Consider the following 22,203-nt stretch of genomic DNA (forward strand, 5'->3'; position numbering starts at 1 on the left):
CAGCATGAAACGACAGCACCGACCCCGCCCTCCGAGCCGCCATCGCAATGGAGCGAGCATGCCCGTACCGGCCCCGCCTTCCGACTCACGGGCGTCCCTGCGCAAGGTCGTCACCGCCAGCGCTCTGGGCACCACCGTCGAGTACTACGACTTCACCCTCTACGCGACCACCGCGGCGCTGGTCTTCGACAAGGTCTTCTTCCCCGACGCCTCACCCCTGATAGGCACCCTGGCCGCGTTCGCCACCTACTTCGTCGGATACGCGGCCCGGCCGCTCGGCGGCATCGTCTTCGGCCACTTCGGAGACCGCCTCGGACGCAAGAACATCCTCGTCATCACGATGCTCATGATGGGCCTCGGCACCTTCGCGATCGGCCTGCTGCCCTCCTACGACAGCATCGGCATCGCCGCGCCCGTCCTGCTCGTCCTCATCCGCCTCATCCAGGGGCTCGGCATGGGCGGCGAATACGGCGGCGGGGTGCTCATGGCCCTGGAATACAGCCCCTCCTCCCGGCAGGGCTTCTTCACCTCGCTGGTGCACATCGGCACCCCCGCCGGCGTCCTGATACCGGTCGGCCTGGTCAGCGCCCTCGACGGTGTACTGCCGGCGGGCGCCTACGACTCCTGGGCCTGGCGCCTCCCCTTCCTGGCCAGCATCCTCCTGGTCGGCGTCGGCATCTGGATGCGGCTGAACATCACCGAGAGCCCCGAGTTCGTCAAGATGCGCAAGGAGCGCGAGGTACAGAGCCTGCCGGTGCGGGAGGTCCTCACCCGGCAGCCCGGCACGGTCGCCTACTCCATCCTCGCCAAGATCGCCGAGAGCGGACTGTTCAACATCTACTACGTGGTGGCCATCACCTACGTCACCACCGAACTCGACCTGCCCAAGGGCCCCGTGCTCCTCGCCGTGCTGATCGCATGTGCCGTCGAGTGCTGCACGCTCCCCCTGTTCGGCGCCCTCTCGGACCGCGTCGGCAGACGCCGGGTGTACATCGCCGGCGCCGCCTTCCAGGCCCTTCTCGCCGTACCGTTCTTCCTCCTGCTCCAGACCGGACAGTTCTGGGCCTACGTCCTGGGAATGACCCTCGGACTCGGCATCGGGCACGGCGCCATGTACGGCGCGCAGGGCGCGCTGTTCTCCAACCTCTACCCGGTCAACGTCCGCTACACGGGCCTGTCCGTCACCCAGCAGATCGGCGCCACGCTCGGCGGGGGCCTCTCCCCGCTCATCGGCACGGCCCTGCTGTCCGCGAGCGGCGGCCACTGGTCCTGGCTGATCGTCTACTGCGTCGGCGTGGCCGTCGTCTCCGGCCTGGCCGCCACCCGGCTGCGCTCGGGAGAGGCCCCCGCCCCTGACCCCCGAACGGTGGCACCGCACCTCCCCGCGGCACCGGACGGCACCGCTGCACCGACCGTCCCCGCAGCATCGACCGGCACCGCTGCACCTACCGTCACCGAAAGGACCCAGGCTCCGTGAACCATCTGTTCCTGCCCGCGCACAGCCCCGTGCCGCAGGCCCTGCGCGGCCTCGCCCTCGCCCACCCCGGGCTGCTCCGGCTCCACGAGGACCCACTGTATGTCACTGCCCGGGAGCGGCATCCCGCCCGGCGCGTGGGCATCGTCTCGGGCGGCGGCTCCGGCCACGAGCCCCTGCACACCGGGTTCGTGGGCCCCGGCATGCTGGACGCGGCCGTCCCCGGCAGCGTCTTCGCCTCCCCCCACAACCGGCAGGTCCACGAGGCGTCCCGCACCGTCGCAGGGCCGGACGGAGTCCTGCACGTGGTGAAGAACTACACCGGCGACCGCATCAACTTCGGCATAGCGGCCGAGCGGCTGCGCGCCGACGGCATTCCGGTCCGCCGGGTCCTCGTCGACGACGACCTCGCCACCGAGAGCACCGAGACCGCGACGGGCCGCCGCGGCACGGGAGCCACCGTCATCGTGGAGAAACTCCTCGGCGGGGCCGCCGACTCCGGCCTGGGGCTCGACCGACTCGCCGACCTGGGCGCCGACTTCGCCGCCGCCTCCCGCAGCATCGCGGTCGCAGCGCGCGCCCAGACGTCCCCCTCCCGTGGCGGCGAAGCCTTCGAACTCCCCGACCAGACGCTCGAATACGGTGTCGGAATCCACGGCGAGCGCGCTGCCTCGACGCTGGAGCATCCCGGGTTCGAGCCGTTGGTCGACCGTATGGCCGAGCAGGTGCTCAACGCATTTCCCACCACGCCCCGCTCCGTCGTCCTGCTGGTGGGCGGGCTCGGCTCGACCACGCTGCTGGAACTGCACGCGGTCCACGCCCGGGTGTCGGAGCTGCTGGACAAGCGCGGCTTGGACGTGGCCGGCAGGCTCGTCGGGACCTTCGTCCCGGCCCTGGACATGAGCGGCTTCTCCCTCACGCTCACCGCGCTGCGCGACGACTGGGCCCCCTACTGGCATGCCCCCTCCCGTACCCCCGCCTTCCCCGCCCTCCCTGCCTTCCCCGCCCTGGAGTCCGCCCGATGACCAGCGACCAACAGCTCGTCCTGCGTGTCTACGCGCGGACTGCGCACACCGCTCACGACACCCTCACCACCCTCGACCAGCTCTCCGGGGACGGCGACTTCGGCGACAATCTGCGCGAAGGACTCGGCCGGGTCGTCTCGGCGCTGGACGCCCGCCCCGGCGAACCTCCCTTCGCGGTCGCCGCCGCGGTCTTCCTCGACGAGGTCGGCGGAACCAGCGGCCCACTTATCGGGCTGCTGTTCCAGGAGATCGCCCGTGCCTTCGCCGACCATGACGGCGACGAAGGCGACGAAGGCGACGAAGGCGACGACGGCGGCGACGCGGCCTGGCGGTCCGGTGTCCGCGAGGGCCTGGCCGCGATCCAACGTGTGGGGGAGGCGGAGCCCGGGGACCGCACCATGGTGGACGCCCTGGTCCCGGCGCAGGACGCCCTGGAGGCGGGCGCCGGCGTACGGGACGTCGCCCTGGCCGCCTTGGAGGGCGCACAGTCGACCTCCGCTCTGCGCGCCCGCCGGGGCCGCGCCTCCTATGTCGGACAGCGCGCCCTGGGCTCCCCCGACCCCGGGGCCTTGGGCGTCGCCCTGCTGTTCTGGTCCCGCGCGCAGGCGGAGGGCCGGCCGGCCGGTGAGCTGACGGACCACCTGGCATCCGCACACGCCCCGCAGGGCCCGCCCGCACGGAATTGACGGCGGGCGATGGCGTCGCCCAACCCCGCAGCCACTGATGGCGTTGCGGGCCTTCGCGCCGTCGCCGTCGATCCGGCTGCCCCGTGGCGTTGTCAGAACCTCATGTCATCCTCGGATCATGACCAATGGCCACACGGTCGAGGACCGATACGACGACGATGAGCCGTCCCCCACCCCGGCGCCCACCAACCCTGCCGAGTGGGACGGCCTGATCGGTGAGTGGGACGAGATGCGGCACGGCTACTACCTCGGCAATGCGCCGGGCACGGTGCTGGAGTGCGCGAAGAACCTTGAAGCGAGCGTGGCGGCCGGCGGCCCGGACACGGCGCTGTGGACGCTCGGGATGGTGCTGATAGGCCCTTACGTGATCCACGCCCGTCCGGACGCGGCGGCCGAGGCCCGGGTGCTGGAGGCGATGGCCGCCGTCGAGCGAGCCCTGGGGCAGACATCCTGTGGGCATGAGGCGCACCCGTGTGACGACATGCCGCTCGATGCCGAGCTGGACAACTTCCGGCATGTCCTGAAGATGCTGGCCCATCCGGAGCGGGACGCCACCAGTCAGGCGGACCCGGCCGATGAGGAGGACTGGCCCGACGAGATGGCGCAGTCCTGGTACGACGGCCGGATGACGCGGGAGATATGGGCCTGCCCGCGGAATCTGGCCGGGTTCGCCCGCGCCTTCTCCGACTGAGGCCGCGCATCTCACGGCCTGGGCGGTCCCGCGCCGCCGTGCCCGTGCCTCTGCGGCCGTGTCCGACAGGTCGGGTGAGAGGCCCCACCCGGTCCGGTCACAGCACTCCACCCGGAGAGCAATTGCGGGAAGAAAGAAGGGACGCGGCACAACAGATGGTCTGGCAGCGGTCCGCCCGGGCCGCACGTCCAAGGCGGTGATGGAGGCGACGCTCGCCTCCATCACCCGGACCGGCACCATTCACCCGGCCGGCACCATCGACGGACACGTCGAAGGTCACCAGTCGTGAGGGCCGCCGGATATCCAGCCCTCTTCCCAGCTCACACTTTCGGCCTGTTGCGGTGGCGGGTTACTCAGGATGCTGCTCAGCGCCGGTGTGGTTGCGCTTGTCCGCCGCAACAGGTGTGGTGCTGTCGCTGGTGAGCGAGTTGATCTCTGTTCGGCGACGGTAGCTGCGGATGTCGTCGCAGAGCGGGCGCATAGGATCGCCGGCATGGCACTGCGACCTGTTCAGGTGAACATGAAGGCTGTTGACGGCTCGGCGGTCGGCCGGTTCTGGGCGGAGGCGCTCGGCTGGTGTGCTTACAGCCCCGGCGTAACCACCTATGTCGGGCCCGTCGGCGGCCCCGTTTGGCCGGACCCGGTCGCCGTCTGCGTCGACATCGTTCCTGTCCCGGAGCCCAAGACAACAACAAAGAACCGTGTGCACCTCGATCTCGCCACCACCTCCGTGGCCCACCAGGCGGAGTTGGTCGCGCGCCTCCAGGCTCTCGGTGCGACGCCCGCCGACGTGGGCCAGGGCGCGGTGCCGTGGACGGTCCTCGCCGACCCGGAGGGCAACGAGTTCTGCGTGCTGGAGCCTCGGGAGATCTACCGGGACACCGGGCCGATCGCCGCGATGGTGGTCGACTGTGCGGATCCGCGGGCCATGGCCCGGTTCTGGGGTGAGGCGATGGACTGGACCCTGCACGAGGTGACTGACGATCGTGCGGTGTTGCGCTCCGCCAAGGGTGTCGGCTCGTATCTCGAGTTCCTCCGCACGCCCGGCGTGAAGACCGTGCCGGACCGGGTCCATCTTGACCTGCTGCCGTATCCCGGTGACGACAAAGCAGCGGAGGTGGCCCGGTTGCGGGCCCTCGGCGCCACCGACCTCGACCTCGGCCAGGGCGACGTCCCGTGGACATGTCTGGCCGACCCGGAGGGCCACGAGTTCTGCGTCCTCGCCCCGTCCTGACGCGGAGCCTTGACGACACCCCGGCATGTGAGCCCTGTGTGCTCATGCGCCATGACCCCGGGTGGGTTGGGCTGCGGCGTCTCGGCTGATTCGGGCTCGCAGGAAGCGGTCGGCGTCCTCGACCGCCCCCAACTCGTCGCCCACCACGGTCCAGTACCGGATGCCCGACGCAGCTGTACAGGGAATGCACGCGCTGATGTACCTGTACTCCATGAACCGGTCGCAACGATCCGGCCGGATCGTGGAGTCCGGCACATTCGGCTCCAGCGCTCGACGCCGGCGGATTGTTCGCCGTGCGGTACGAGCTCGCCCAGGACCGGTGCTCGTGCGGCCGGGTTGCGGGCCGCCGAGCCCGGTCGTTTCTCTCCTGGGCCCCACTCGCCAATGACTTCCGGACCGCGGTAACGCGGTCCGGAAGTCATTACCAGTGCCCGTCTGCCGGGTGCGCCGGTCCTTCTCAGTCCGAGCGTGTCCGGCGGGCACGTATCCACGTCACTACCACCAAGGCCGCGGCGATGTATATCGCGCCGGCGGCGGTGGAAACGGACGTGACGTACCGCTCATAGCCATCTGCGCGCAACTCGACCGCGAGGAAAATCAGCGCGGTCCCGAGCGCCGCGAGTGCACCGGACAAGGCGCCAAAGGGGGGCTTTGCCATTCCATCTCCTCCAAACAACGAGCCGACCTGGTCGGCCGCGGAGTCTACGTAATGCCCTGTCAGCTACCCCCACCGACTGCCCGGAACGGTGCAGCTCAAGCACGGTGGTGAGGGACGCGATGGCCGGTCCGGGAGAAACACTCCGAGCGCCTGGTGCGGATTGCGGGGCCGGGTGCCGCGCGTAGCGGACAGGCGTGAGGATCGAACCTCCTCGGGAGCTGTCACAGCTTCTCGTAGACCGATACGTGCCTGCGACTGGCTGCGGTGAATGGGGTGCGGTCCCAGTCGGTGTGGCGCTCGCGCAGGCGCATACCGGCGAGCTGGGCCATCAGGTCCAGCTCGCTCGGCCAGCAGTAGCGGAGCCGAAGGGGCCGCAGCGTGGTGCCCTGCGCGTCGAAGGTCACGCGCTGGTAGGTGACGGCCTGTTCCACGGGATCGTGGAGCAGGAATTCCATGTTCACCGCATCCTCGGAGAGGGTGCGGGTGGCGACCCGCTGATGGCGGTCGAACTCGGTCACGTCCTGGATGAAGCACTCGATGACGAACAGTCCGCCGGGTTCGAGGACCGTGGCGACGTTGCGGAAGCAGTCGACCTGGCGGGCTTGGCCGGGCAGGTTGAACAGCGTGTTGAAGACCAGGTAGGCCATCTGGAACGGGCCGTCCACTGCCACGTCGGCCATGTCGCCGATCGTCACGGGGATCTCCGAGCCGCCGGGTTTCGCGCGCAGCTGCTCGACCATGGCGGGTGAGCCGTCGATACCTTCGAGGGAGATCCCGCGTGCGGCCAGGGGACATGCCACTCGGCCCGTGCCGATCGCGAGTTCCAGGACGCGCCCGTCCGCTGGGACCAGTCCGGCCAGGAAGTCGACGGTCTGCGTCGGTTCGTAGGCGTCCCGCTCGTCGTATTCGTGGGCGTAACGGTCGAAGAACGCGGGATCGTTGAGTCCAGTCACGGCGCAGGAGTCAACCACCACGCTGCGAGCCGCACCAGCGAATAGCTGAGACGCCGTACTACTTTCCCGGGTAGGACCGAGACGCAGCCACCCATGCCCCAAGACTGGGGCCGGCCCAGGTCCGCCGAGACAGACACTCCAAGATCTGTGACGAGCCCCGCAACTCGGGTTGAGCAGGAGTACGGCTCGGGTGCCTACAGCGGAAGCGCTGCTGTTGGCAGGTTCTGCATGCCGATCTCCGTATACGCCCTCGCTCACCGGCCGTTCACGGCTGTGGTCGTCGCCGAAGCCGTGGGGCTGCCGTGTGCCGGAGAGCCGACCTGCTGTCAGCGCGGCCTGTTCTCGCCCGGTTCCAGCGGTGGGGCCGAGACGCCCAGGCTGGTGGTGCACTCGGGGCGGGCGATTTCGCGATCGGGGGTGGGTTCGAGGGCTGATCGCGGGACCAGGAACCAGGCCAGGGCCGCCGAGGCGACACAGAGCGCCGCGCAGATCAGCATCGCGGAGCCGAAGGCGTCGTCGACCGCGTGGGGGGAGGTGTAGCCGTGCGCGGAGAGCCCGACAGCAAGAGGCAGTACGGCGACGATCAGGAGCTGGGCCGCGCGGGCCGCCGCGTTGTTGACGCCGCTGGCGATGCCGGAGCGGGAGACGTCGACGGAGGCGAGGACCGTGGCCGTCAGCGGAGCGACGAAAAGGCTCATGCCCAGCCCCTGGACCACCACGGCGGGCAGGACATCCAGGACGTACGACGTTCCCCCGAGGCTGACCCGGCGCAGCAGGAGCAAGCCGGCGGCCGTGATCAGCGGGCCCAGCGTCAGCGGGAGGCGGGGGCCGATGCGCTGGGCCAGAGCGCCCGCAGGGGCGGAGAGTACGAGCATCAGGACGGTGACCGGCAGCGTGGAGACACCCGCTTGGAACGCGCTGTATCCCGCGGTGGTCTGGAGCTGGATGGGGAGGAGGAAGAAGACCCCGCCGATCGCGGCGTAGAGGAACAGCGTCACGATGTTGACAGCCGAGAAGAGCCGGACGGAGAAGATCCCGAGCGGCAGCATCGGGCGCGTGTGGCGGCGCTCCACCTGGACGAAGACCGCGCCGCACACCACCCCGACGGCCGCCGTGATCCCGATCGCGAGGGCGGGCTTGTGGCCGGAGGCCGCGATCAGCGCATACGTCACCCCCGCGAGGCTCAGCGCGGCGAGCGCCGCGCCGATCACGTCGAAGTCGCCCCCGGCGTCGGGGTCGCGGCTCTCGGGGACGTGCCGGAGGGCCACGAGGATCACGACGGCTGCCGGCGGCAGATTGATGAGGAAGATCCAGCGCCAGCCGGGGCCGTCCACCAGCCAGCCGCCGAGGAACGGGCCGACGGCGCCCGCGACGCTGCCGAGCCCCGACCAGGCGCCGATGGCTTTGGCCCGGTCCTCCTGGCGGAACGTCGATTGCACCAGGGCCAGCGAGCCCGGTGTGAGCAGTGCGCCGCCCACGCCCTGAAGCGCGCGGGCGGCGATCAGCACCTCGCTGTTCGGGGCGACGCCGCACAGCGCGGAGGCGAGTGCGAACCACACGACGCCGATGAGGAAGATCCGTCGCCGACCGTAGCGGTCGCCGAGCCCGCCGCCCAGGAGGATCAGCCCGGTGAGGGTGAGCATGTACGCGTTGACGGTCCACTGGAGGACATCGAGCGTGGCGCCCAGGTCGCGGCCGAGGCGGGGCAGCGCGATGTTCACGATCGTGCCGTCCAGCAGTGCCATCCCGGAGGCCAGCACCGAGCAGCTCAGTACCCATCTGCCCGTCCGCGACGACAGATGTACGGCCCCGGCGGCCCCGTCTGCCTTCCCCTGCGTGTCCCTCATGGGGTGACCCTAGGTGACCGCTTTCGTGAGAGCCGGTCACCTCGCCCTGCCATCCCGCCCCGTTCACCCCTGCTCAGCGCGGTCAGCCGGGAATACGGGGCCTTCCGGATACTCCGGTGCCAGAAGGCGGCGTTTTCCCGGACGATCTCGTGCGGCGGGCCCGGTTACCGGTACGGTCGAGGGTGACCGACGTGAGGCCGCGAAGGAGGTGCGGGTGAGCGCGCAGCCAGAAGACCACTCCGATCCGCGGGTCCGGGGAATGCCGTGCACTATCGACGCAGTCGCCGGGGCTCTTTCCGCGCCGAAGCGTATGGCGTTCTACCGCGAGGTCGGTCCGGCCGAAGTCGGTGAGGACCTCGACAGCACGCTCCGGAAATGGTGGATGGAAGCCTTGTTCGACGGCAGGCCGGGCCGCACACAGCGCCTCGCGGACGCCGATGAGGGGCGTCGTCTGGTAGCCCTGCCCGAACTGGCCGGGGAGTGAGTTCACCTCGGCGTGGCTGGACGGCGCAGCTGTCCGAGGACGCCGCGCACACCTTGAAGGCGATGCGCGCCGGCGGCGAGGCGGAGCTGCACGACCAACTGGTGCGCTTCATCCGGGCCCTGGCCATCGAGGCGGGCGCCGCAACGGAGGCGCAAAAGCCGCTGCCGGGCCTGCCGATGGGCGATGGCCGCTACAACTGCGACGTGCGCGGCATGCCGGTCCTGATCAGCTACAGCCGCTATCCCGGGTTGCGAGAGATCCGCGTGACAGACCTGCTGTGGCTGGGCTGAGATCCCCCCCGTCGCAGCGGTGGGCGGATCGGAGCGGGGCGGGTGGGACGACCGTCCCCTCGGGCCACTTCAAGTGCGAGCCGCTGGCCGCCGGGCCGGGAGCCGGCCGCTCAAGCCCAGCGCATGTGAATCGCCGCTCGCAGAACCCGAAGTCCGCGCGCCTGCTGTCCCGATGGTCCGCGTCCGATGCGGCGTGGGCGTACGCGGCGAGGGGCTGGGTGCGTGGAGTGGGGCCGTCGAATATTGCGCACGTACGGGTCGGTGGGGGTACAGACTCGCTGCATGGCGGACATGGAGGTGTTCCGGGGCGCGGTCTGTGGGTGGGCGGCCGGTGGTCCCGGCGAGGCGGTGGGTGATCTGGCTGTGCGCTTGGGGGTGCGGACCGCGGTGCTGTTGGAAGGGCTGAGTGATCTCGCAGCCGTTGAGGCGCTGGCTGCACGGCGTGGCCGGGATCTGGCCGCTGAAGGGGTGTGCGTGGTGCCGATGGGCGGGGCGATGAGCGTCGGCCGCTACGCCGGTCTGCTCGGGCCGCCCGGTCTCGGGCTGCGCCTGGCAGGGCTGTGCGACGAGGGCGAGCAGCGCTTCTACGACCGCGGCTGGGAGCGGGCCCGGGTGCCGCATCGGGGCTTCTTCGTGTGCGTGGCGGATCTGGAGGACGAGCTGATCCGCGCGCTGGGAACGGCACGGGTCGAGGAGGTCGTCCGGGACGGGGGCGATCTGCGAGCCTGGCAGACGTTCGTGCGCCAGCCGGCACACCACGGCCGGTCCCGGCAGCAGCAGCTGCGGCGCTTCCTCGGCACGAAGAAGGGCCGGAAGATCCGCTACGGCCGTCTCCTCGTCGAGGCTCTCGGCCCCGGGCAGGTACCGGTTCCGCTCGACGGCCTCCTCGCGAGCCTGTGACCGGCGCGGGAAAGCGCGGCCACGGCCACTCCGGGCGCTGAAGGTCCCGGAGCGGGCGAAAGGGGCCGCGTCCGCCGGATGGTGGCGGACGCGGCCCCTGCGGGCTCTCTCTCGGGGGCTTCAGGCGCGTGGCCCGGTGCCTGGTGCCTGGTGTCTGGTGCCTGGTCAGTCGTCGTCGCCGTCGTTGTCGTCCTGGTCGTCGTGGTCGATGTGCTGGCTCTGGACCTTGCCGTTGGCGGCGTCGATGGTGATGTCGTGGTTCTTGTGGTCCTTGCCGAGGACGTCGACCTCCCAGACGGTGGAGCCGTCGCGGTCGTTGTCGTCGAGGCTGTAGGCGGTGACGGTGCCGGGGACGGTCTTGAGGGCCTTGGCGGTGGCCTTGTCGTGGCCGGTCTTGTCGGCCTTGAGGTGGGCCTGGGTCTCGGCGGCGTCCTGGGCGGCGTCGTCGTCGCGGTCGGTGTGCTTGTTGAGGACCTTGCCGTTGCCGGCGTCGATGGTGATGTCGTGGTTCTTGTGGTCCTTGCCCAGGACGTCGACCTCCCAGATGAGGGAGCCGTTGCGGTCGGCGTTGTCGAGCTCGGCGGAGGTGGCGGTGCCGGGGGCGGCCTTGAGGGCCTTGGTGGTGGCCTCGGACTGGCTGATCTTGTCGGCCTTGACCTGGGCGCGGTCCTTGGCGGTGTCGTCGAGGTGGCGCTGGTTCTGGGGGAGCTGGACCGAGGAGTGCGGGGCGGGGGCGTCGTCGTCCGCGAAGGCGGTCGCGGCACCGGTGCTGCCGATCAGTGCGACGGCGGCGGCTGTGGCGAGGACGGCGGCGCGGGGGGTGAGCGTGCGCTTGGCGGTGGCCTTCATGGGGACGTTCCTCCGGGTGGTGTTGCGGCTTCCGTTCTGCCGGCGGGGGCCTGTCGTGCCCTTCCGACATGCACCACAGTGCGGAACGGATCCTGAACACAGCCTGAAGTCCTGAAGCCCTCTTCAGGTTCCGGCCCCGGGAACGGGCGAAGGAGCCGGGCCCGCCGGTCGGTGGCGGGCCCGGCCCCCGGCCGGAGAGTGGCGAGCGCGGCCCTTTCGGGCCGATGAGTCGCGCCGTCCGTGCGAGGTGGCCAATTGGCGCCGCGAAGGCCGCCTATGGGTGATGTGGCAGGTGCCACGCGTGCTCTGGGGGAGGGGGAGGCGCTCGCCCGTACCGGCCGGCGCGTTGTGCTCCCGGGCGCGGATGCGCGGTGAGTGCCCCCGCCGCGTAGTGCTGCGGAGTCCAGCAGACGTGCAGTTGCAGGCTCAAGGTGGTCCGCTCGACGGTGTCGATCAGCAGGGGACAGCCGCCGAACCGGGGCAGGTCAGTGGTGATGCCGACGCCGAAATCGCCTACCGCGAGCGCCTCGCTCATCAGGGCGTTGCTGCTTTCCGTCACATGGGCGTAGGTCAGGTCGGCCTGGGACACCGCCTGGTCGAGGACGGCTCGCGCCGGGTGCTCCCGGGTCAGCAGCAGCAGGTGTTCGGTGACCAACTCGGCGATCGTGATGCTGCGCCGCCCGTGGGTGGCCCACCGGTGGGTGGGGGCGACGTAGGCGCGCAGGGGTACGTCCGTCAGTGGACGCCATGCCAGCGTCGGGTCGTCGGCCGGACCCGCGCCGAGACCGAGGTCGGCGTCATCGCTCACAGTGGCGCGGATCCGGTCCGCGGGTACCTCGCGCACCGAGACGAAGGGATCGTCGGGGCCCAGCGTCGCGACGAACGGCGCGACCACCTCGGTGATGGTGGTCTGGGCCGCGGCCACGACCACACGGGACAGCCCGCCGCCTGCCATGTACTGTGCCGCGGCTTCGATCTGGTCGGCCCGGCTGACCCGGCTCCCGGCGACCAGTGTTGATCGTGCCCGTCGTACAGCGGCGCCGGCCCTGGCCGGCGAGGTGCGCGAGGCGTTTCGCGAACGCGTCTTCCGCGGCCTGGGTCGAGACATCCTCCCCGGCCGGCGGGATCCTGCCGGCGCCGCTGGGCCACGAAGGCGAAGAACGCGGCGTGTTCGGCGGAGCCGACCATCGTCGTGCCGAAGTCGCAGGCGACGGCATTGAGGGCCGTCTCCGACCTGCGGGACGCTGGTGCTGATCACATCATCGGTGAGGAGTGCGTCGAGGACTTCGCGCGCGGATGCGTCGAGCGATTCGGATGCGTCCGACAGGATGCGAAGCGGCCATCGCAAGCGGGCTCTCGCCTCTCGGCATCGGGAGCGATGTCGCCATCTCCGTGCGCGGGCCCGCCGCCGACACCGGGATCGCCTCGATCAAGTCCGCCCCATGGCAGGGTGCCGATGACCGGCCACTTCCCTGCGTACCGCGCCGTTGGTGGCACGCCGGCCCCATGGTCCGCAGCGTGCGCGACCTGCGCCTGGCGCTGTCCCTCATGGAAGGAGCCGACGGCTTTGACCCCTACACCGTGGTACCGCCCGCCGCGCAGCCCACCCGCGGCGCGGGGCGGCTGCGGATCGGCTGGACCACCGGGGCATTCGGCACCGTCGACCAGGAGGTCGCCGCCACGGTCGCCGCGGCGGCCACGACTCTGGCCGACCTCGGGCACGATGTCCAAGAGAGTGACTTTCCATGGCTCTCCGACCGGGACTGCACGCTGCTGTCGGCGACACTGTTCCCCGCCCGAGGTACGGCCTGCCCTGCGCGCCGCCACCTCCGGCCGCGAGACGGAGGTGCATCCGGTCATCACGGCAGCCCTGGAGTCCGCCGAGACCACGGTGGCTGACTACGTCGCCGCCGAACACGAAGTGGAGCGATTGCGCGCGCGATGCGCCGGGTGGTTCGCGGACCACGACATCCTGCTGTGCCCCGTGACACCCTTCCCCGCACCACCCCACGGCCTCAGCCGACTCGAGGTGAACGGCGTAACCCTGCCCGCGCGCGCGGTGATGCGTGCGACCGTGCCGTTCAACCTGACCGGCCTGCCCGCCCTCGCCCTCCCCTTCGGTGCCACGAGTGACGGCCTGCCCCTCGGCGTGCAGTTGGTGAGCCGCTGGTGGACCGACTCCCTCCTCCTCGACCTCGCGGAACGGCTGGAAGAGGTCAGCCCCGTCCGTGGCCGCCGGCCCGTCTTCTGACCACCGTCAGGTGACAGCGGGCACCCACCCCCTCAACTGCGGCCGGATGACTCTGACCTTCACCGGCCTTGGGCGGCACCGCGCTGTTGCCGGTGTTGGCGGCGGTAGAAGAGCCGGGCGGCCGGTGAAACTGCGCCCGTCGGCAGAAAGACGTGCATTCCAGGGTGGGGAGCGGGGAGATGGTGGGAAACTGCCCGTTGCACGTCGGCCGCGTGAACGTCGTCCACGGAGATGGTGCAGATGAGCAGGAGCCCTCAGAACAGGGCTGATCCGGCGGGAGGCGGCGCGGTCCTGCCCTCTGCACCAGGCCTGGTACTGGCCTTGATGCTTGCTCTGTTGTGGGGGCCGGCCCCGCCGCCGCATCGGCGCCGCGCGGCCCGTCCGAACCGCAACCCGGCTTGGGGCAGATGAGGGCCGCCGAGGACTTCGCCGGGAAGCACGGGGCGGTCACCAGGAGCGATGTCCCTGGTCGACCATCCGGGCGGGCACCAACTTGAGCGGCTCATCCGGTGCGTAGGGCGGAAATCCGATGGAACCACCGCGCCGGCCGACAGCGACGGCAAGTCCTACGAGGGCGGAACCGACGACTTCCGGGCGCACAACAACCGGGGTGCTGCGAGAGGAAGGGGTAGCCGATGATGTGGAAGGTCGGAGCGGGGGCGCTGTTCCTGTTCTGCTATGTCGATGTCCTTGCGGTTCTCGCAATCGGAGACTGGATTTCGAGTGTCCGTCTCCCTCTGCTCTACGGCGGCCCAATCGCTTTCGTCGCCGGGCTCTTCGCCCCCGCTGTGCACGACGCCTACCTGCGGATCGAGAAGCGCAACGCGGGCCAATAGGTACTTCCCGAATCCCCGCGAGGTGGTGTGCACCCCGCCGTGGCAGAAGTGCGCACCACCAGGCAGGGCGCACTGCTCCCCGATCGCGGTGAGCACAGCCGGGCCGGCGGCCGGGTGCTGGTGGACGAGGTAGGCCGCGAGGACACAGCCCAGCAGGACGGTGAGCAGGAGGGCCAGGACGTCGAATCTGATGTGCATGAGGTGAACTCTCCACACGGTGAAGGTGGTTGATGGGGCGTGGTTTCCGGAAGCCGTGAGAAGAGTGGGGGAGCGCGGGGTTAGCGGCGCAACTCTCGCGAAAATCCGCTCGCCCTCCTGAATACCGCTGGTCAGACAGCCTGATGCCGCTTTTCACGAGAACTTGCCCGCACGGGGTGCGAGAAGTTACGGCCCTCGGCGTGGTCGAGACGGCAGGGGCAGGACGACGGGCTGGCCGCGGGGCGCCGGCAGTGCCCGGCCGGGTCGGAGCACGTCGCACATCCGCGCCGCGTCCAACGCCGTCAGCACCTCCGAGGCGTCCTGGACGATGACCAGGCGTCGGCTTCCGTCCGCCGCGGGCTTGCCGGCAGTCCCGCCGGTGTACGTACTACTGGGGCGCCTCATCCCACGCCCCACGTCCACACGGCCGGCCTGGCGGGCGGCGACCTCGCCCTCAGTCGGGACGGCGCTGTAGTTCGGGCCGTCGAGCGGCGTGATGTCGGCAGCAGCGACGGTGATGCCCAGCCCAGTTCGTAGCCGGCACCGAGCAGCACAGCGCCGTACACGCGTCCGGATCCGTCCCCCACGGCGCGTCCGCGCCGGGTCCATCCCGCACGGCGCACATGCCAGGACCGTGCCTGTGCTCCACATTCCGATTCAAGGTCTGCTGCAGGTTCTTCCCAATCCCACTTCGGCACGGTGAGAACACGCCGTCCAGGCGGAACGAAGGGGGAGGGTATGAGCACCTTGAGCGGACAGCCACGGGCCAGGAGACCAGGTGAGATCTCCCCGGTGCAGCCCTCGGCGCTCCAGGAGAGGCCGCTTGCGGGGACCACGGTGCCGTCGTGGTGCAGCTCGGCGAGGACAACCCTCCAGTCGAGCAGCCGCGGCCGGCGCGATCACCGGACAGCGCCAGGTCCGGTCCAGACAGCTCCGAGCACCCGGGGCTTGGCCCGTCGGCTTGCATACCTCCACCCGCGGCCTGGCAAGGCCGGTGACCGGACTCCTCACTCTCATCTGACGCGTGAGTTGTCCCGGACAGGAGCTGAGCAAGGCCGGGACAAACTTGTGAGCAGCTCGGACGACGGCGTGCTGTCCGGGACAGCCCCACGTCATTGCGCAGGTCGAACACGTGCCAGGACGCTGTGTTCCGACCCGGGGCCCGAATGGCCGCCGGCTTCCCGAAGCCAGGCGCGGTCCCGGCGCGTCACCCTGCACCGGCGTTCGCACCGGCAGCCTCCGGCAGCCGTTGATCGGCCTGCCGGCGCACAGCCACGCACAGCCACGCACAGCCACTCTCACTCTGTATGAGGAGGAAGTAATGGGCAGCAGATGCCTTCCGCCGCTCCTTGCCGCGCTCATAGCGCTCGGGGTGGGCGGGACCACGGCGCTTCCGGCCGCCGCCGCCTCACCCGCCGCGGTGACGAAGACGCCATGCAAGGCCGAACACCTCAAGCGTTACCCGGGGGACTCAACCCCTCCCCACTGGCGGTATGGCGAGCTTGACTACAGCGTCACCGCCTGCCTGTCACAAGACCCCGCCGACTGGTCAACGGTGGCGAAGTGGGAGACGAACAAGGTCGGTCAGTCCAACGGGATCTTCATCGACTCGGCCAAGGTGCAGGCCCTGCAGACGGACGAGGACGCGCAGACCAAGTCCGCGACCTATGACGGCGACTTCGTGGTGAAGACCTGCATCCCGTTCGTGGAGTGGCCCTGCGGCCGGACGTACCGGGAGCACCTCTTCTTCACCGTGACGGTCACCAAGGCCACGGGGGCCGTGCAGATAAACCGGGTCTCTCACTCGATGCTGCCGCCCGGCCTCTCCCTGCACAGCACGCCGTAGCACCGTCCTCGCCCCAGCCACAGAAAGGACGCTCATGAGAACCATCCGATTGGCCACCTTGGGTGCGGCCTTGTGCGCCCTGCTTGCCGCCGGGACCGCCACCAGCCAGGCATCGGCATCCACGACGGGAGCGGCGGCTCCACGTTGTGAGCGCGAACAGGTCACGTGGTACCCGGGATCACTCGTCGGACGTTACCGGATCGCGCAGTGGGACATGAATGTCCTGGTCTGCCCCGACAAGGCGCCGGAGGACTGGAAGACCAACTCCGACGTCGAGATCAACGCCACCGGGAGCAACCTCGGCGTCACCCTCAAGCAGAACTCGCTGACCACCACCGAGACCGGTGAGAACCAGTGGAACCGCTACGCCCGCTATGAGGGGCATCTCCAGACCCGGTCGTGTTTGCCGAAGGTGGGGTGGCCGTGCGACGAGTCGGAGAACTGGAAAGCGTGGTTCACCATCACCGTTGACAAGCGCACCGGAGAGGTCAACACCCATCTGCAAGGCGCCCGGACACCACCCGGCGCCACCTGGGCACTGTTCCGCACACCGTGAACTGGGCCGACGGTGCATGGCCGGCGCGACCGCGGCCCCGCAGCACGACCAAGTGCGGGCGGCCGGCATCGACTGCCCGAACGGATACGTCTGCATCTGCCCAGAGGCCAACTTCGGCGGGCAGCCGTGGGCGCAGCGGGCTGACGGCAGCGTCAAGGACCTTCCCTCCGCGATCCGGGACCGCGGCAGCTCCATCCGCAACATCAGCGAACGAACCGCCCGCGTCTACGAGAAGAGGAATTTCGCGGGCCGGTGTGTCTCACCCGCAGCGGCGGCTCTGTCCACGACCTGCGCGGCTACCACCTCAACGACCGGACTCACTCAGGATCAACCGCAACGACCGCGGCTGACCCCGAGGGGCAGGCCGCCGCGAGCGGTCTCCCCCTCGGGGTCGTCCGGTTCCCCTTCGAGTACCGTACTGCCGCGAGGTTGCGACCGCCCGGCGGGCCCGACAAGTGCACGGACACCCCCGCTGGACCTCCTTCCGGACCCGACGACGACAGCCACCCTGCGCTCGCGAAGCACGCCGACACCCATGTCGTCATCGGCTGTAACCGTGGGAGACGCAGGTGCCGGCACAACACCCCCTTCGCGGCGCAGTGCCCCAGCAGAACACCGATGCCCGCGCGTTCTACCAGCTCCACGGCTTCACGGTCCTCGACACCAGCGACGGTCACCGGAACATGGAGCGCCTGCCCGACATGACCCTGCGCTGGACACCGGACGGTGCACGGTGAACCGCGTCCCGGCAGGCCGGAGACTCCACTGGTCCGGTGCTGGGCCGGGTCCGCGACCACGGTCTTCGTTGGTGTTGGGTGTCAGAGCTGAGTGCCACCGCCGTCCACGGCGAGTTCGGTGCCGGTGGTGTAGGTGGCGTCAAACGCGAGAAAGAGCGCAGCCTTGGTCACTTCGGACGGGGTCCCCAGTCGCAGCATGGGGATCTGCGCGACAAGCTCCTTCGTCTCCTCGGCCGGCTGCCGGAGCATTGACTTGTCCATGATCCTGGTGTCGATCGGGCCGGGGCTGACCGCGTTGACACGAATTTTTCGCGGGAGAAGTTCACGGGCCAGGCTGCGGGTCATCGAGCGTAGTGCCGCCTTGCTGGCCGCGTACGCGCTGAGCATCGGCAGGCCCAGCACGTTGACGGCCGAGGTCGTGAGCACCACCCCGCTGCCCTCTGCCAGCAGCGGAGCGAGCTTCTGCACGGTGAAGTACGGTCCCTTGGCGTTAGTGGTCAGCAGTTGGTCGTACAACTCCTCACTCGTTGCCTCGAACGGTGCGGAGCCGGTGACACCGGCATTGGCGAACAGGGCGTCGACCGTGCCGAACTCGGCCTTTATCCGGTCGGCCAGCGCATCGATGTGAGGCAGTGACGCCGCGTCGCTGCGGACCGCGATCGCGTTCTCGCCGAGTTGGCCACGGGCGGCACTCAGCTTGTCCTGGTCGCGCCCGGTGATCAGGACGCGCGCGCCTTCGTCCACGAGTGACCGGGCGGTGGCCAGGCCCAAGCCACTGCTGCCTCCTGTGATGACGACCTTCTTGCCTTCATATCTGTCCATGTCGAATATCTCCTGTCTGTGGAATAGCGTGATGGTTCTCGCCCCGGCGGGCCGCCCTTGGCCGGACGGCGTCGAGTGCGACGTGCGAGCACGGCGCCGGCAGGTCCCGCCGAAGAGGGCGGCGAACGTGTTGCGGGCACTCGCTCCCGGCGGGTGGAGCGTGGCGTGGTGTTCAGTGAAGACCTGGCCGCAGCCTGATCACGACCTTGCCGTGGACGTGACGTCCGGCTTGCAGTGTCACGGCATCGCGGATCTGCCCGATCGGGAAGGTCGCGGCGATCGGTACGGTGATTGCGCCGGCGAGGATCGCGTCGCTGATCCGCTCCATGGCGTCCAGGCTCGCGTCGAAACCACCGGTCGCGCGAACGCCGCCGGGAGGATTGGGCCCCGCGGCGATCGTGGAGATCCGCTCGGGCGGCACGCCGAGCGCGAGCGCGGCCTCGGCCGTTTCGATGCCGAACAGGTCGGTTGCCGCGGTCACGCCCTCCGGAGCCAGGGTCCGTACCCGGTCTGCCAGTCCGGGGCCGTAGGCCACGGGCTCGGCACCGAACTGGCGCAGGAACTCGAACGTGCCCTGCGCGGCGGTCCCGATCACTCTGGCGCCGGCGAGCTTCGCGAGCTGTATGGCGAACACGCCCACGCCGCCCGCGGCGCCGCCGACCAGGACGGTGTCGCCGGATCGCAGGTCGATCGCGGCCAACGCGGCGGCGGCGGTCATGCCGGCTACCGGAAGCGTGGCCGCCACCTCGTCGCTGATGCCCTCCGGCGTGCGCCAGAGCGGCTCGGTCGCCTCGGTGGGCGTCTTGACCACCACGAAATCGGCAGCGGCCCTGCCCTGCGCGCCGCCGTAGACACGGTCACCTACAGCGAAACCCGTGGCGTGGGCGCCGACCTCGTCGATGATCCCGGCAAAGTCGTACCCGAAGCCGGACGGCAGGCTGATGCCGAACCGGGCCGCGACCTCGGGCTGCGAGGCAATGCCCCAGTCCATGGGATTCAGACCGGCGGCCGTGACATGGACGCGGACCTCGCCCGGCCCGGCATGGGGTTCCGGAACCTCCCGCAGCTCCAGTACTTCGGGATCACCGAATGTCTCGTAGACAACAGCCCGGCTCATGAGTACCTCCAGCAGACGAAGTGACGGGACTTGGTCCCATCACCGTACATGAGTGACGGCACCAAGTCCCGTAAGATGTCCCCCATGGCCCGCTGGCAACCCCACGCACCCGAGCGACTGCTCGTCGCCGCCCTTGAACTGTTCGAGGAACGGGGCTACGAGAACACGACGGTCATCGAGATCACAGAGCGCGCCGGGCTGACGAAGAGCACCTTCTTCCGGCACTTCCCGGACAAGCGAGAGGTGCTCTTCGGCGGGGGTGCGATGACCGGACTGCTCGTCGACGGGATCGACACGGCACCAGCCGGGGCCAGCCCTCTCGAAGCAGTAGCGCATGCCCTGGACGCGATCGGCAGAGAAGCCTTCACCTCCGATCGTCGCGAATTCAGCGCCCGGAGGTCGGCAGTGATCGCCGCCAACCCGGAATTGCGTGAACGCGAGGCACTGAAGGAACTCGGCCTCATCGCATCGATGATCGACGCACTCAAGCGCCGCGGCGTTCCCGACCTGACCTCACGCGTAGCCGCCGAACTGGGCGCGCTCGCCTGGAAGATCGCCTACGAGCGCTGGAGGGACACGGCCAACCGCGACGACTTCGCTGAACTCGCGCGGCGGACACTCACCGAAGTGCAAGCGGCCAGCGCCTTGTGCTGACGGCAGGCTCTCGGCACAGACCCGCTCCCGCTGCCCGCACCCGCGGAGCCCACAATCAGTCGGAGCGAAGGGGCGCTCCTCGCTGCACCACCGCCCGGATGTGGATGCACCGCCGTCTGACGGCCATGGCCAAGCTCGGCCACTACCCGCTCGGCATCCTCAACGACTGCGTCGTCTACCCCTCCCCGGGCCCGTCCCCGCTGGATCTGCTGCCCCTGGTCGACGGGAAGCCCGCCCGGGGCACCTTCCCTCTCGGCCCGGTTCCCGGCCAGGTCAAGCACGAGGGCACCCGCCCCTTCCTGTGGGCGGCCGAGTTGCTGGATTCCGGCGGGAACCCGGCCAACTACATCAAGGGCGACGGGAACGACGCCGTCGCGGAAGGGGAGTGAGGGCCCGTGGCCGACCCGATCACCGAGGCCTCAACCGGGCCGCCCAGCACGCGGCCACCCAGCCCCTGCCCAAGGGCGCCCCGGTCCGCATGCGGCACCTGGTCGAACACCTGGGCGGCAGTACCCGCGCCGCCGCCGGCCTGCTCGGCATCGCGCGGCGCACCGTGGAGCGCTACACGAAGGGCGAGATCAAAACCCCCCGCAAACCCGGCCTCGCCGCCCGCCTGGAGGACGAGCTGCGCGCCCGCTGGCAGCCCGGCCTCCAACGCCGGGCAATCGACCACGCCAAGAACAACGGCTTCACCATCGAGTCCTATGCCAGCTTCGGCTACGACGCCCCCGGCGGCACCACCGACGAGGCCCGGATGTGCCTGATCACCCAGCACATCCCGCCCGCCACCGCCCGAGGAATCCTCGACGCCTACCAGAGCGGCGCCACCGCACAGCAGATGGAGGACAGGCTCTCCGAGGCCCTCACCTACCACTACTTCCGCGACAACGGCCGCCGCGCCCATGGCCTGGACGCCACCATCAAAGACATCGACTACATGGACATCGACTTCTGAAAGGGGGCGAGGTGCCCAGCACCGGCCAGCCCGTGAGACTTGGCGCCTCATCAGGTGGCGGCTGAGCGGAGGACTTGGCGGGGCTGAGCGTGTGAACTGGCGGACAGGGTAGCGGCCGGCTCTCTCACCTGCCGAGTTCCACGGAAAGTGTCCGTGGGAGGGGAAGTGTCCGTGGGGCAGCCCGGATGTCCTGGTGGCATGAAGGCCTTGATCCCTGCACCAGCTGTCGTGCAGGAGACGGTGTGGCCGGCCGTGAAGCTCAGATCGTGCGGCGTAGCGAGGTCTCAACGGCGTCGATCAGCGGATCACCTTCGGATCGTGGGTGCCGTGCGAGGCCGAGCTCGACGTCCGGCAGGGCGGGCAGGGCGTCCGCGGCGTGGCACACCATGGCCGGTTCGAGGTTCGTGGGCATGAGCGCCGCGACGCCGAGTCCGGCCCGTACCGCGGCGAGCACACCGGCCAGGCTGTTGCTTTCGAAGGCCACCCGCCAGGCCCGGTCTGTGCGTTCCAGGGTTTCCAGCACCGACGTACGCCAGGAGCAGGTGTTCGAGAACAGCACCACCGGCAGCGGATCGGCAGTCACGTCCACACCCTGGCCGATCGCCCAGACCAGCGGGCGGCGTACCTTCCAGCGCGGCGGTCCGGGAAGGGCCGGCGCCTCGTTGAGCACGAGTTGGACGCGGCCTGTGTCGTAGGCCTCCCGCATCGCGGCGTTGGACATGCTGAGCACCTCCAGGGTTGCGCCGGGGTGCAGCCGGGCGAGGTCGGCGAGGGCCTGCGGAAGCTGGGACGCGGCGAGGTCTTCGAGCAGCCCGACGCCGCAGCGGCCGGTGAGCGTGCGCCCGGTTTCGGTGAGTGCCTGTGCGGAGAGCGAGAGAATGCGTTCGGCGTACGGCAGGAGCTCCTCGCCCGCCCGGGTCAGCGAAACACCCGATGGTGACCGGTAGAGCAGCGGACGGCCGATGACCCTCTCGAGCTTGCGCACCTGCTGGCTGAGCGCCGGCTGGGTATGTCCGAGCGTGGTCGCGGCGCGGCTGATGCTGCCCGCCCGCACGATGGCGACGAAGGACCGCAGCCACGCGGTTTCAAGATCCCTGGCCATAACGATTCATTATGCCGGCCCCAGCAAACGAACCACTA

The 22,203-nt window shown here is 69.9% G+C and carries 26 protein-coding genes and 1 pseudogene; 19 read left to right on the forward strand and 8 right to left on the reverse strand.

The features are described from left to right. Window positions 1–58 precede the first annotated feature (58 nt). The 5 genes from OHB04_RS39930 (at window position 59) to OHB04_RS39950 (ending at window position 5,110) form a co-directional block, all read left to right on the forward strand. Window positions 59–1,477: an MFS transporter gene (locus tag OHB04_RS39930; RefSeq protein WP_326809351.1), complete on the forward strand. Its 1,419-nt coding sequence runs from the start codon at window positions 59–61 to the stop codon at window positions 1,475–1,477. After that, window positions 1,474–2,499, forward strand: a complete 1,026-nt coding sequence (locus OHB04_RS39935) for a dihydroxyacetone kinase subunit DhaK (protein WP_326809352.1) — start codon at window positions 1,474–1,476, stop codon at window positions 2,497–2,499. The genes OHB04_RS39930 and OHB04_RS39935 overlap by 4 nt, the downstream gene beginning before the upstream one ends. Then, entirely contained in the window at window positions 2,496–3,185 is a 690-nt protein-coding gene (locus tag OHB04_RS39940; RefSeq protein ID WP_326809353.1) for a DAK2 domain-containing protein, read from the forward strand. The genes OHB04_RS39935 and OHB04_RS39940 overlap by 4 nt, the downstream gene beginning before the upstream one ends. A gap of 118 nt (window positions 3,186–3,303) precedes the next feature. Beyond that, window positions 3,304–3,876, forward strand: a complete 573-nt coding sequence (locus OHB04_RS39945) for a hypothetical protein (protein ID WP_326809354.1) — start codon at window positions 3,304–3,306, stop codon at window positions 3,874–3,876. Window positions 3,877–4,369: 493 nt separating this feature from the next. After that, window positions 4,370–5,110, forward strand: coding sequence for a VOC family protein (locus tag OHB04_RS39950; RefSeq protein WP_326692512.1), 741 nt, complete (start codon window positions 4,370–4,372; stop codon window positions 5,108–5,110). A gap of 457 nt (window positions 5,111–5,567) precedes the next feature. Here OHB04_RS39950 and OHB04_RS39955 read toward each other — a convergent pair whose 3' ends face one another. From OHB04_RS39955 to OHB04_RS39965, 3 genes are all read right to left on the reverse strand, one after another. After that, window positions 5,568–5,768, reverse strand: a complete 201-nt coding sequence (locus OHB04_RS39955; RefSeq protein ID WP_326692513.1) for an SCO3870 family protein — start codon at window positions 5,766–5,768, stop codon at window positions 5,568–5,570. Between the two features lie 221 nt (window positions 5,769–5,989). After that, the gene (locus OHB04_RS39960; protein WP_326809355.1) at window positions 5,990–6,721 is read right to left on the reverse strand and encodes a class I SAM-dependent DNA methyltransferase; all 732 of its coding nucleotides are present in this window, start codon (window positions 6,719–6,721) and stop codon (window positions 5,990–5,992) included. Window positions 6,722–7,047: 326 nt separating this feature from the next. Further along, complete coding sequence (locus tag OHB04_RS39965; protein ID WP_326809356.1) at window positions 7,048–8,568, reverse strand: MFS transporter; 1,521 nt, start codon at window positions 8,566–8,568, stop codon at window positions 7,048–7,050. A gap of 214 nt (window positions 8,569–8,782) precedes the next feature. On the opposite strand from OHB04_RS39965, the gene OHB04_RS39970 reads away from it, so the two are divergent. The 3 genes from OHB04_RS39970 to OHB04_RS39980 all read left to right on the forward strand — a co-directional run bounded on the left by OHB04_RS39970 (window position 8,783) and on the right by OHB04_RS39980 (window position 10,242). Beyond that, window positions 8,783–9,052: a hypothetical protein gene (locus OHB04_RS39970; RefSeq protein WP_326692516.1), complete on the forward strand. Its 270-nt coding sequence runs from the start codon at window positions 8,783–8,785 to the stop codon at window positions 9,050–9,052. Beyond that, complete coding sequence (locus OHB04_RS39975) at window positions 9,049–9,342, forward strand: hypothetical protein (protein WP_326692517.1); 294 nt, start codon at window positions 9,049–9,051, stop codon at window positions 9,340–9,342. The genes OHB04_RS39970 and OHB04_RS39975 overlap by 4 nt, the downstream gene beginning before the upstream one ends. 282 nt (window positions 9,343–9,624) lie before the next feature. Further along, window positions 9,625–10,242: a TOPRIM nucleotidyl transferase/hydrolase domain-containing protein gene (locus tag OHB04_RS39980; RefSeq protein WP_326809357.1), complete on the forward strand. Its 618-nt coding sequence runs from the start codon at window positions 9,625–9,627 to the stop codon at window positions 10,240–10,242. Between the two features lie 165 nt (window positions 10,243–10,407). On the opposite strand, the gene OHB04_RS39985 is transcribed toward OHB04_RS39980, so the two are convergent. Together OHB04_RS39985 and OHB04_RS39990 are read right to left on the reverse strand one after the other, a co-directional pair. Next, a complete protein-coding gene (locus OHB04_RS39985; protein WP_326809358.1) occupies window positions 10,408–11,091 on the reverse strand; it encodes a PepSY domain-containing protein in 684 nt (227 codons plus the stop codon). 274 nt (window positions 11,092–11,365) lie between these two features. Further along, window positions 11,366–12,016, reverse strand: coding sequence for a LysR family transcriptional regulator substrate-binding protein (locus OHB04_RS39990; protein ID WP_326692520.1), 651 nt, complete (start codon window positions 12,014–12,016; stop codon window positions 11,366–11,368). A gap of 389 nt (window positions 12,017–12,405) precedes the next feature. Between OHB04_RS39990 and OHB04_RS39995 the strand changes: the two genes are divergently transcribed. The 8 genes and pseudogenes from OHB04_RS39995 (at window position 12,406) to OHB04_RS40030 (ending at window position 17,515) form a co-directional block, all read left to right on the forward strand. Then, window positions 12,406–12,990: an amidase family protein gene (locus tag OHB04_RS39995; protein WP_326692521.1), complete on the forward strand. Its 585-nt coding sequence runs from the start codon at window positions 12,406–12,408 to the stop codon at window positions 12,988–12,990. Further along, window positions 12,938–13,342, forward strand: a complete 405-nt coding sequence (locus OHB04_RS40000) for an amidase family protein (protein ID WP_326692522.1) — start codon at window positions 12,938–12,940, stop codon at window positions 13,340–13,342. The genes OHB04_RS39995 and OHB04_RS40000 overlap by 53 nt, the downstream gene beginning before the upstream one ends. 635 nt (window positions 13,343–13,977) lie before the next feature. Continuing rightward, on the forward strand, window positions 13,978–14,178 hold the full coding sequence (locus OHB04_RS40005) for a hypothetical protein (RefSeq protein WP_326809359.1): 201 nt from the start codon (window positions 13,978–13,980) through the stop codon (window positions 14,176–14,178). 39 nt (window positions 14,179–14,217) lie between these two features. Beyond that, window positions 14,218–14,409 (forward strand): hypothetical protein, encoded by a 192-nt coding sequence (locus tag OHB04_RS40010; protein ID WP_326809360.1) that lies wholly within the window; start codon window positions 14,218–14,220, stop codon window positions 14,407–14,409. Between the two features lie 1,288 nt (window positions 14,410–15,697). Beyond that, entirely contained in the window at window positions 15,698–16,222 is a 525-nt protein-coding gene (locus OHB04_RS40015) for a hypothetical protein (protein WP_326692525.1), read from the forward strand. Window positions 16,223–16,256: 34 nt separating this feature from the next. Further along, complete coding sequence (locus OHB04_RS40020) at window positions 16,257–16,778, forward strand: hypothetical protein (RefSeq protein ID WP_326692526.1); 522 nt, start codon at window positions 16,257–16,259, stop codon at window positions 16,776–16,778. A gap of 16 nt (window positions 16,779–16,794) precedes the next feature. Next, window positions 16,795–16,977: pseudogene (locus OHB04_RS40025) on the forward strand (peptidase inhibitor family I36 protein); the annotation flags it as partial. A 370-nt stretch (window positions 16,978–17,347) separates the two neighbouring features. After that, window positions 17,348–17,515 carry a hypothetical protein gene (locus OHB04_RS40030; RefSeq protein WP_326692527.1) on the forward strand — a complete coding sequence of 56 codons (168 nt, stop codon included), beginning with the start codon at window positions 17,348–17,350 and terminating at the stop codon, window positions 17,513–17,515. Window positions 17,516–17,596: 81 nt separating this feature from the next. On the opposite strand, the gene OHB04_RS40035 is transcribed toward OHB04_RS40030, so the two are convergent. Continuing rightward, window positions 17,597–18,337 carry an SDR family oxidoreductase gene (locus OHB04_RS40035; protein WP_326692528.1) on the reverse strand — a complete coding sequence of 247 codons (741 nt, stop codon included), beginning with the start codon at window positions 18,335–18,337 and terminating at the stop codon, window positions 17,597–17,599. 172 nt (window positions 18,338–18,509) lie between these two features. Further along, entirely contained in the window at window positions 18,510–19,454 is a 945-nt protein-coding gene (locus OHB04_RS40040) for an NADP-dependent oxidoreductase (protein WP_326809361.1), read from the reverse strand. Window positions 19,455–19,538: 84 nt separating this feature from the next. Between OHB04_RS40040 and OHB04_RS40045 the strand changes: the two genes are divergently transcribed. From OHB04_RS40045 to tpg, 3 genes are all read left to right on the forward strand, one after another. Continuing rightward, a complete protein-coding gene (locus tag OHB04_RS40045; protein ID WP_326692529.1) occupies window positions 19,539–20,108 on the forward strand; it encodes a TetR/AcrR family transcriptional regulator in 570 nt (189 codons plus the stop codon). A 98-nt stretch (window positions 20,109–20,206) separates the two neighbouring features. Next, window positions 20,207–20,497: a hypothetical protein gene (locus tag OHB04_RS40050; protein WP_326692530.1), complete on the forward strand. Its 291-nt coding sequence runs from the start codon at window positions 20,207–20,209 to the stop codon at window positions 20,495–20,497. Continuing rightward, on the forward strand, window positions 20,494–21,063 hold the full coding sequence (gene tpg / locus OHB04_RS40055) for a telomere-protecting terminal protein Tpg (protein WP_326809362.1): 570 nt from the start codon (window positions 20,494–20,496) through the stop codon (window positions 21,061–21,063). Before OHB04_RS40050 ends, tpg begins: the two co-directional genes overlap by 4 nt. Window positions 21,064–21,322: 259 nt before the next feature. Here the strand turns inward: tpg and OHB04_RS40060 are convergent, their stop codons facing one another. Beyond that, a complete protein-coding gene (locus tag OHB04_RS40060; RefSeq protein ID WP_326692532.1) occupies window positions 21,323–22,165 on the reverse strand; it encodes a LysR family transcriptional regulator in 843 nt (280 codons plus the stop codon). Window positions 22,166–22,203 lie beyond the last annotated feature (38 nt).

It is taken from the genome of Streptomyces sp. NBC_01775, from assembly GCF_035917675.1.
Classification (GTDB): domain Bacteria; phylum Actinomycetota; class Actinomycetes; order Streptomycetales; family Streptomycetaceae; genus Streptomyces.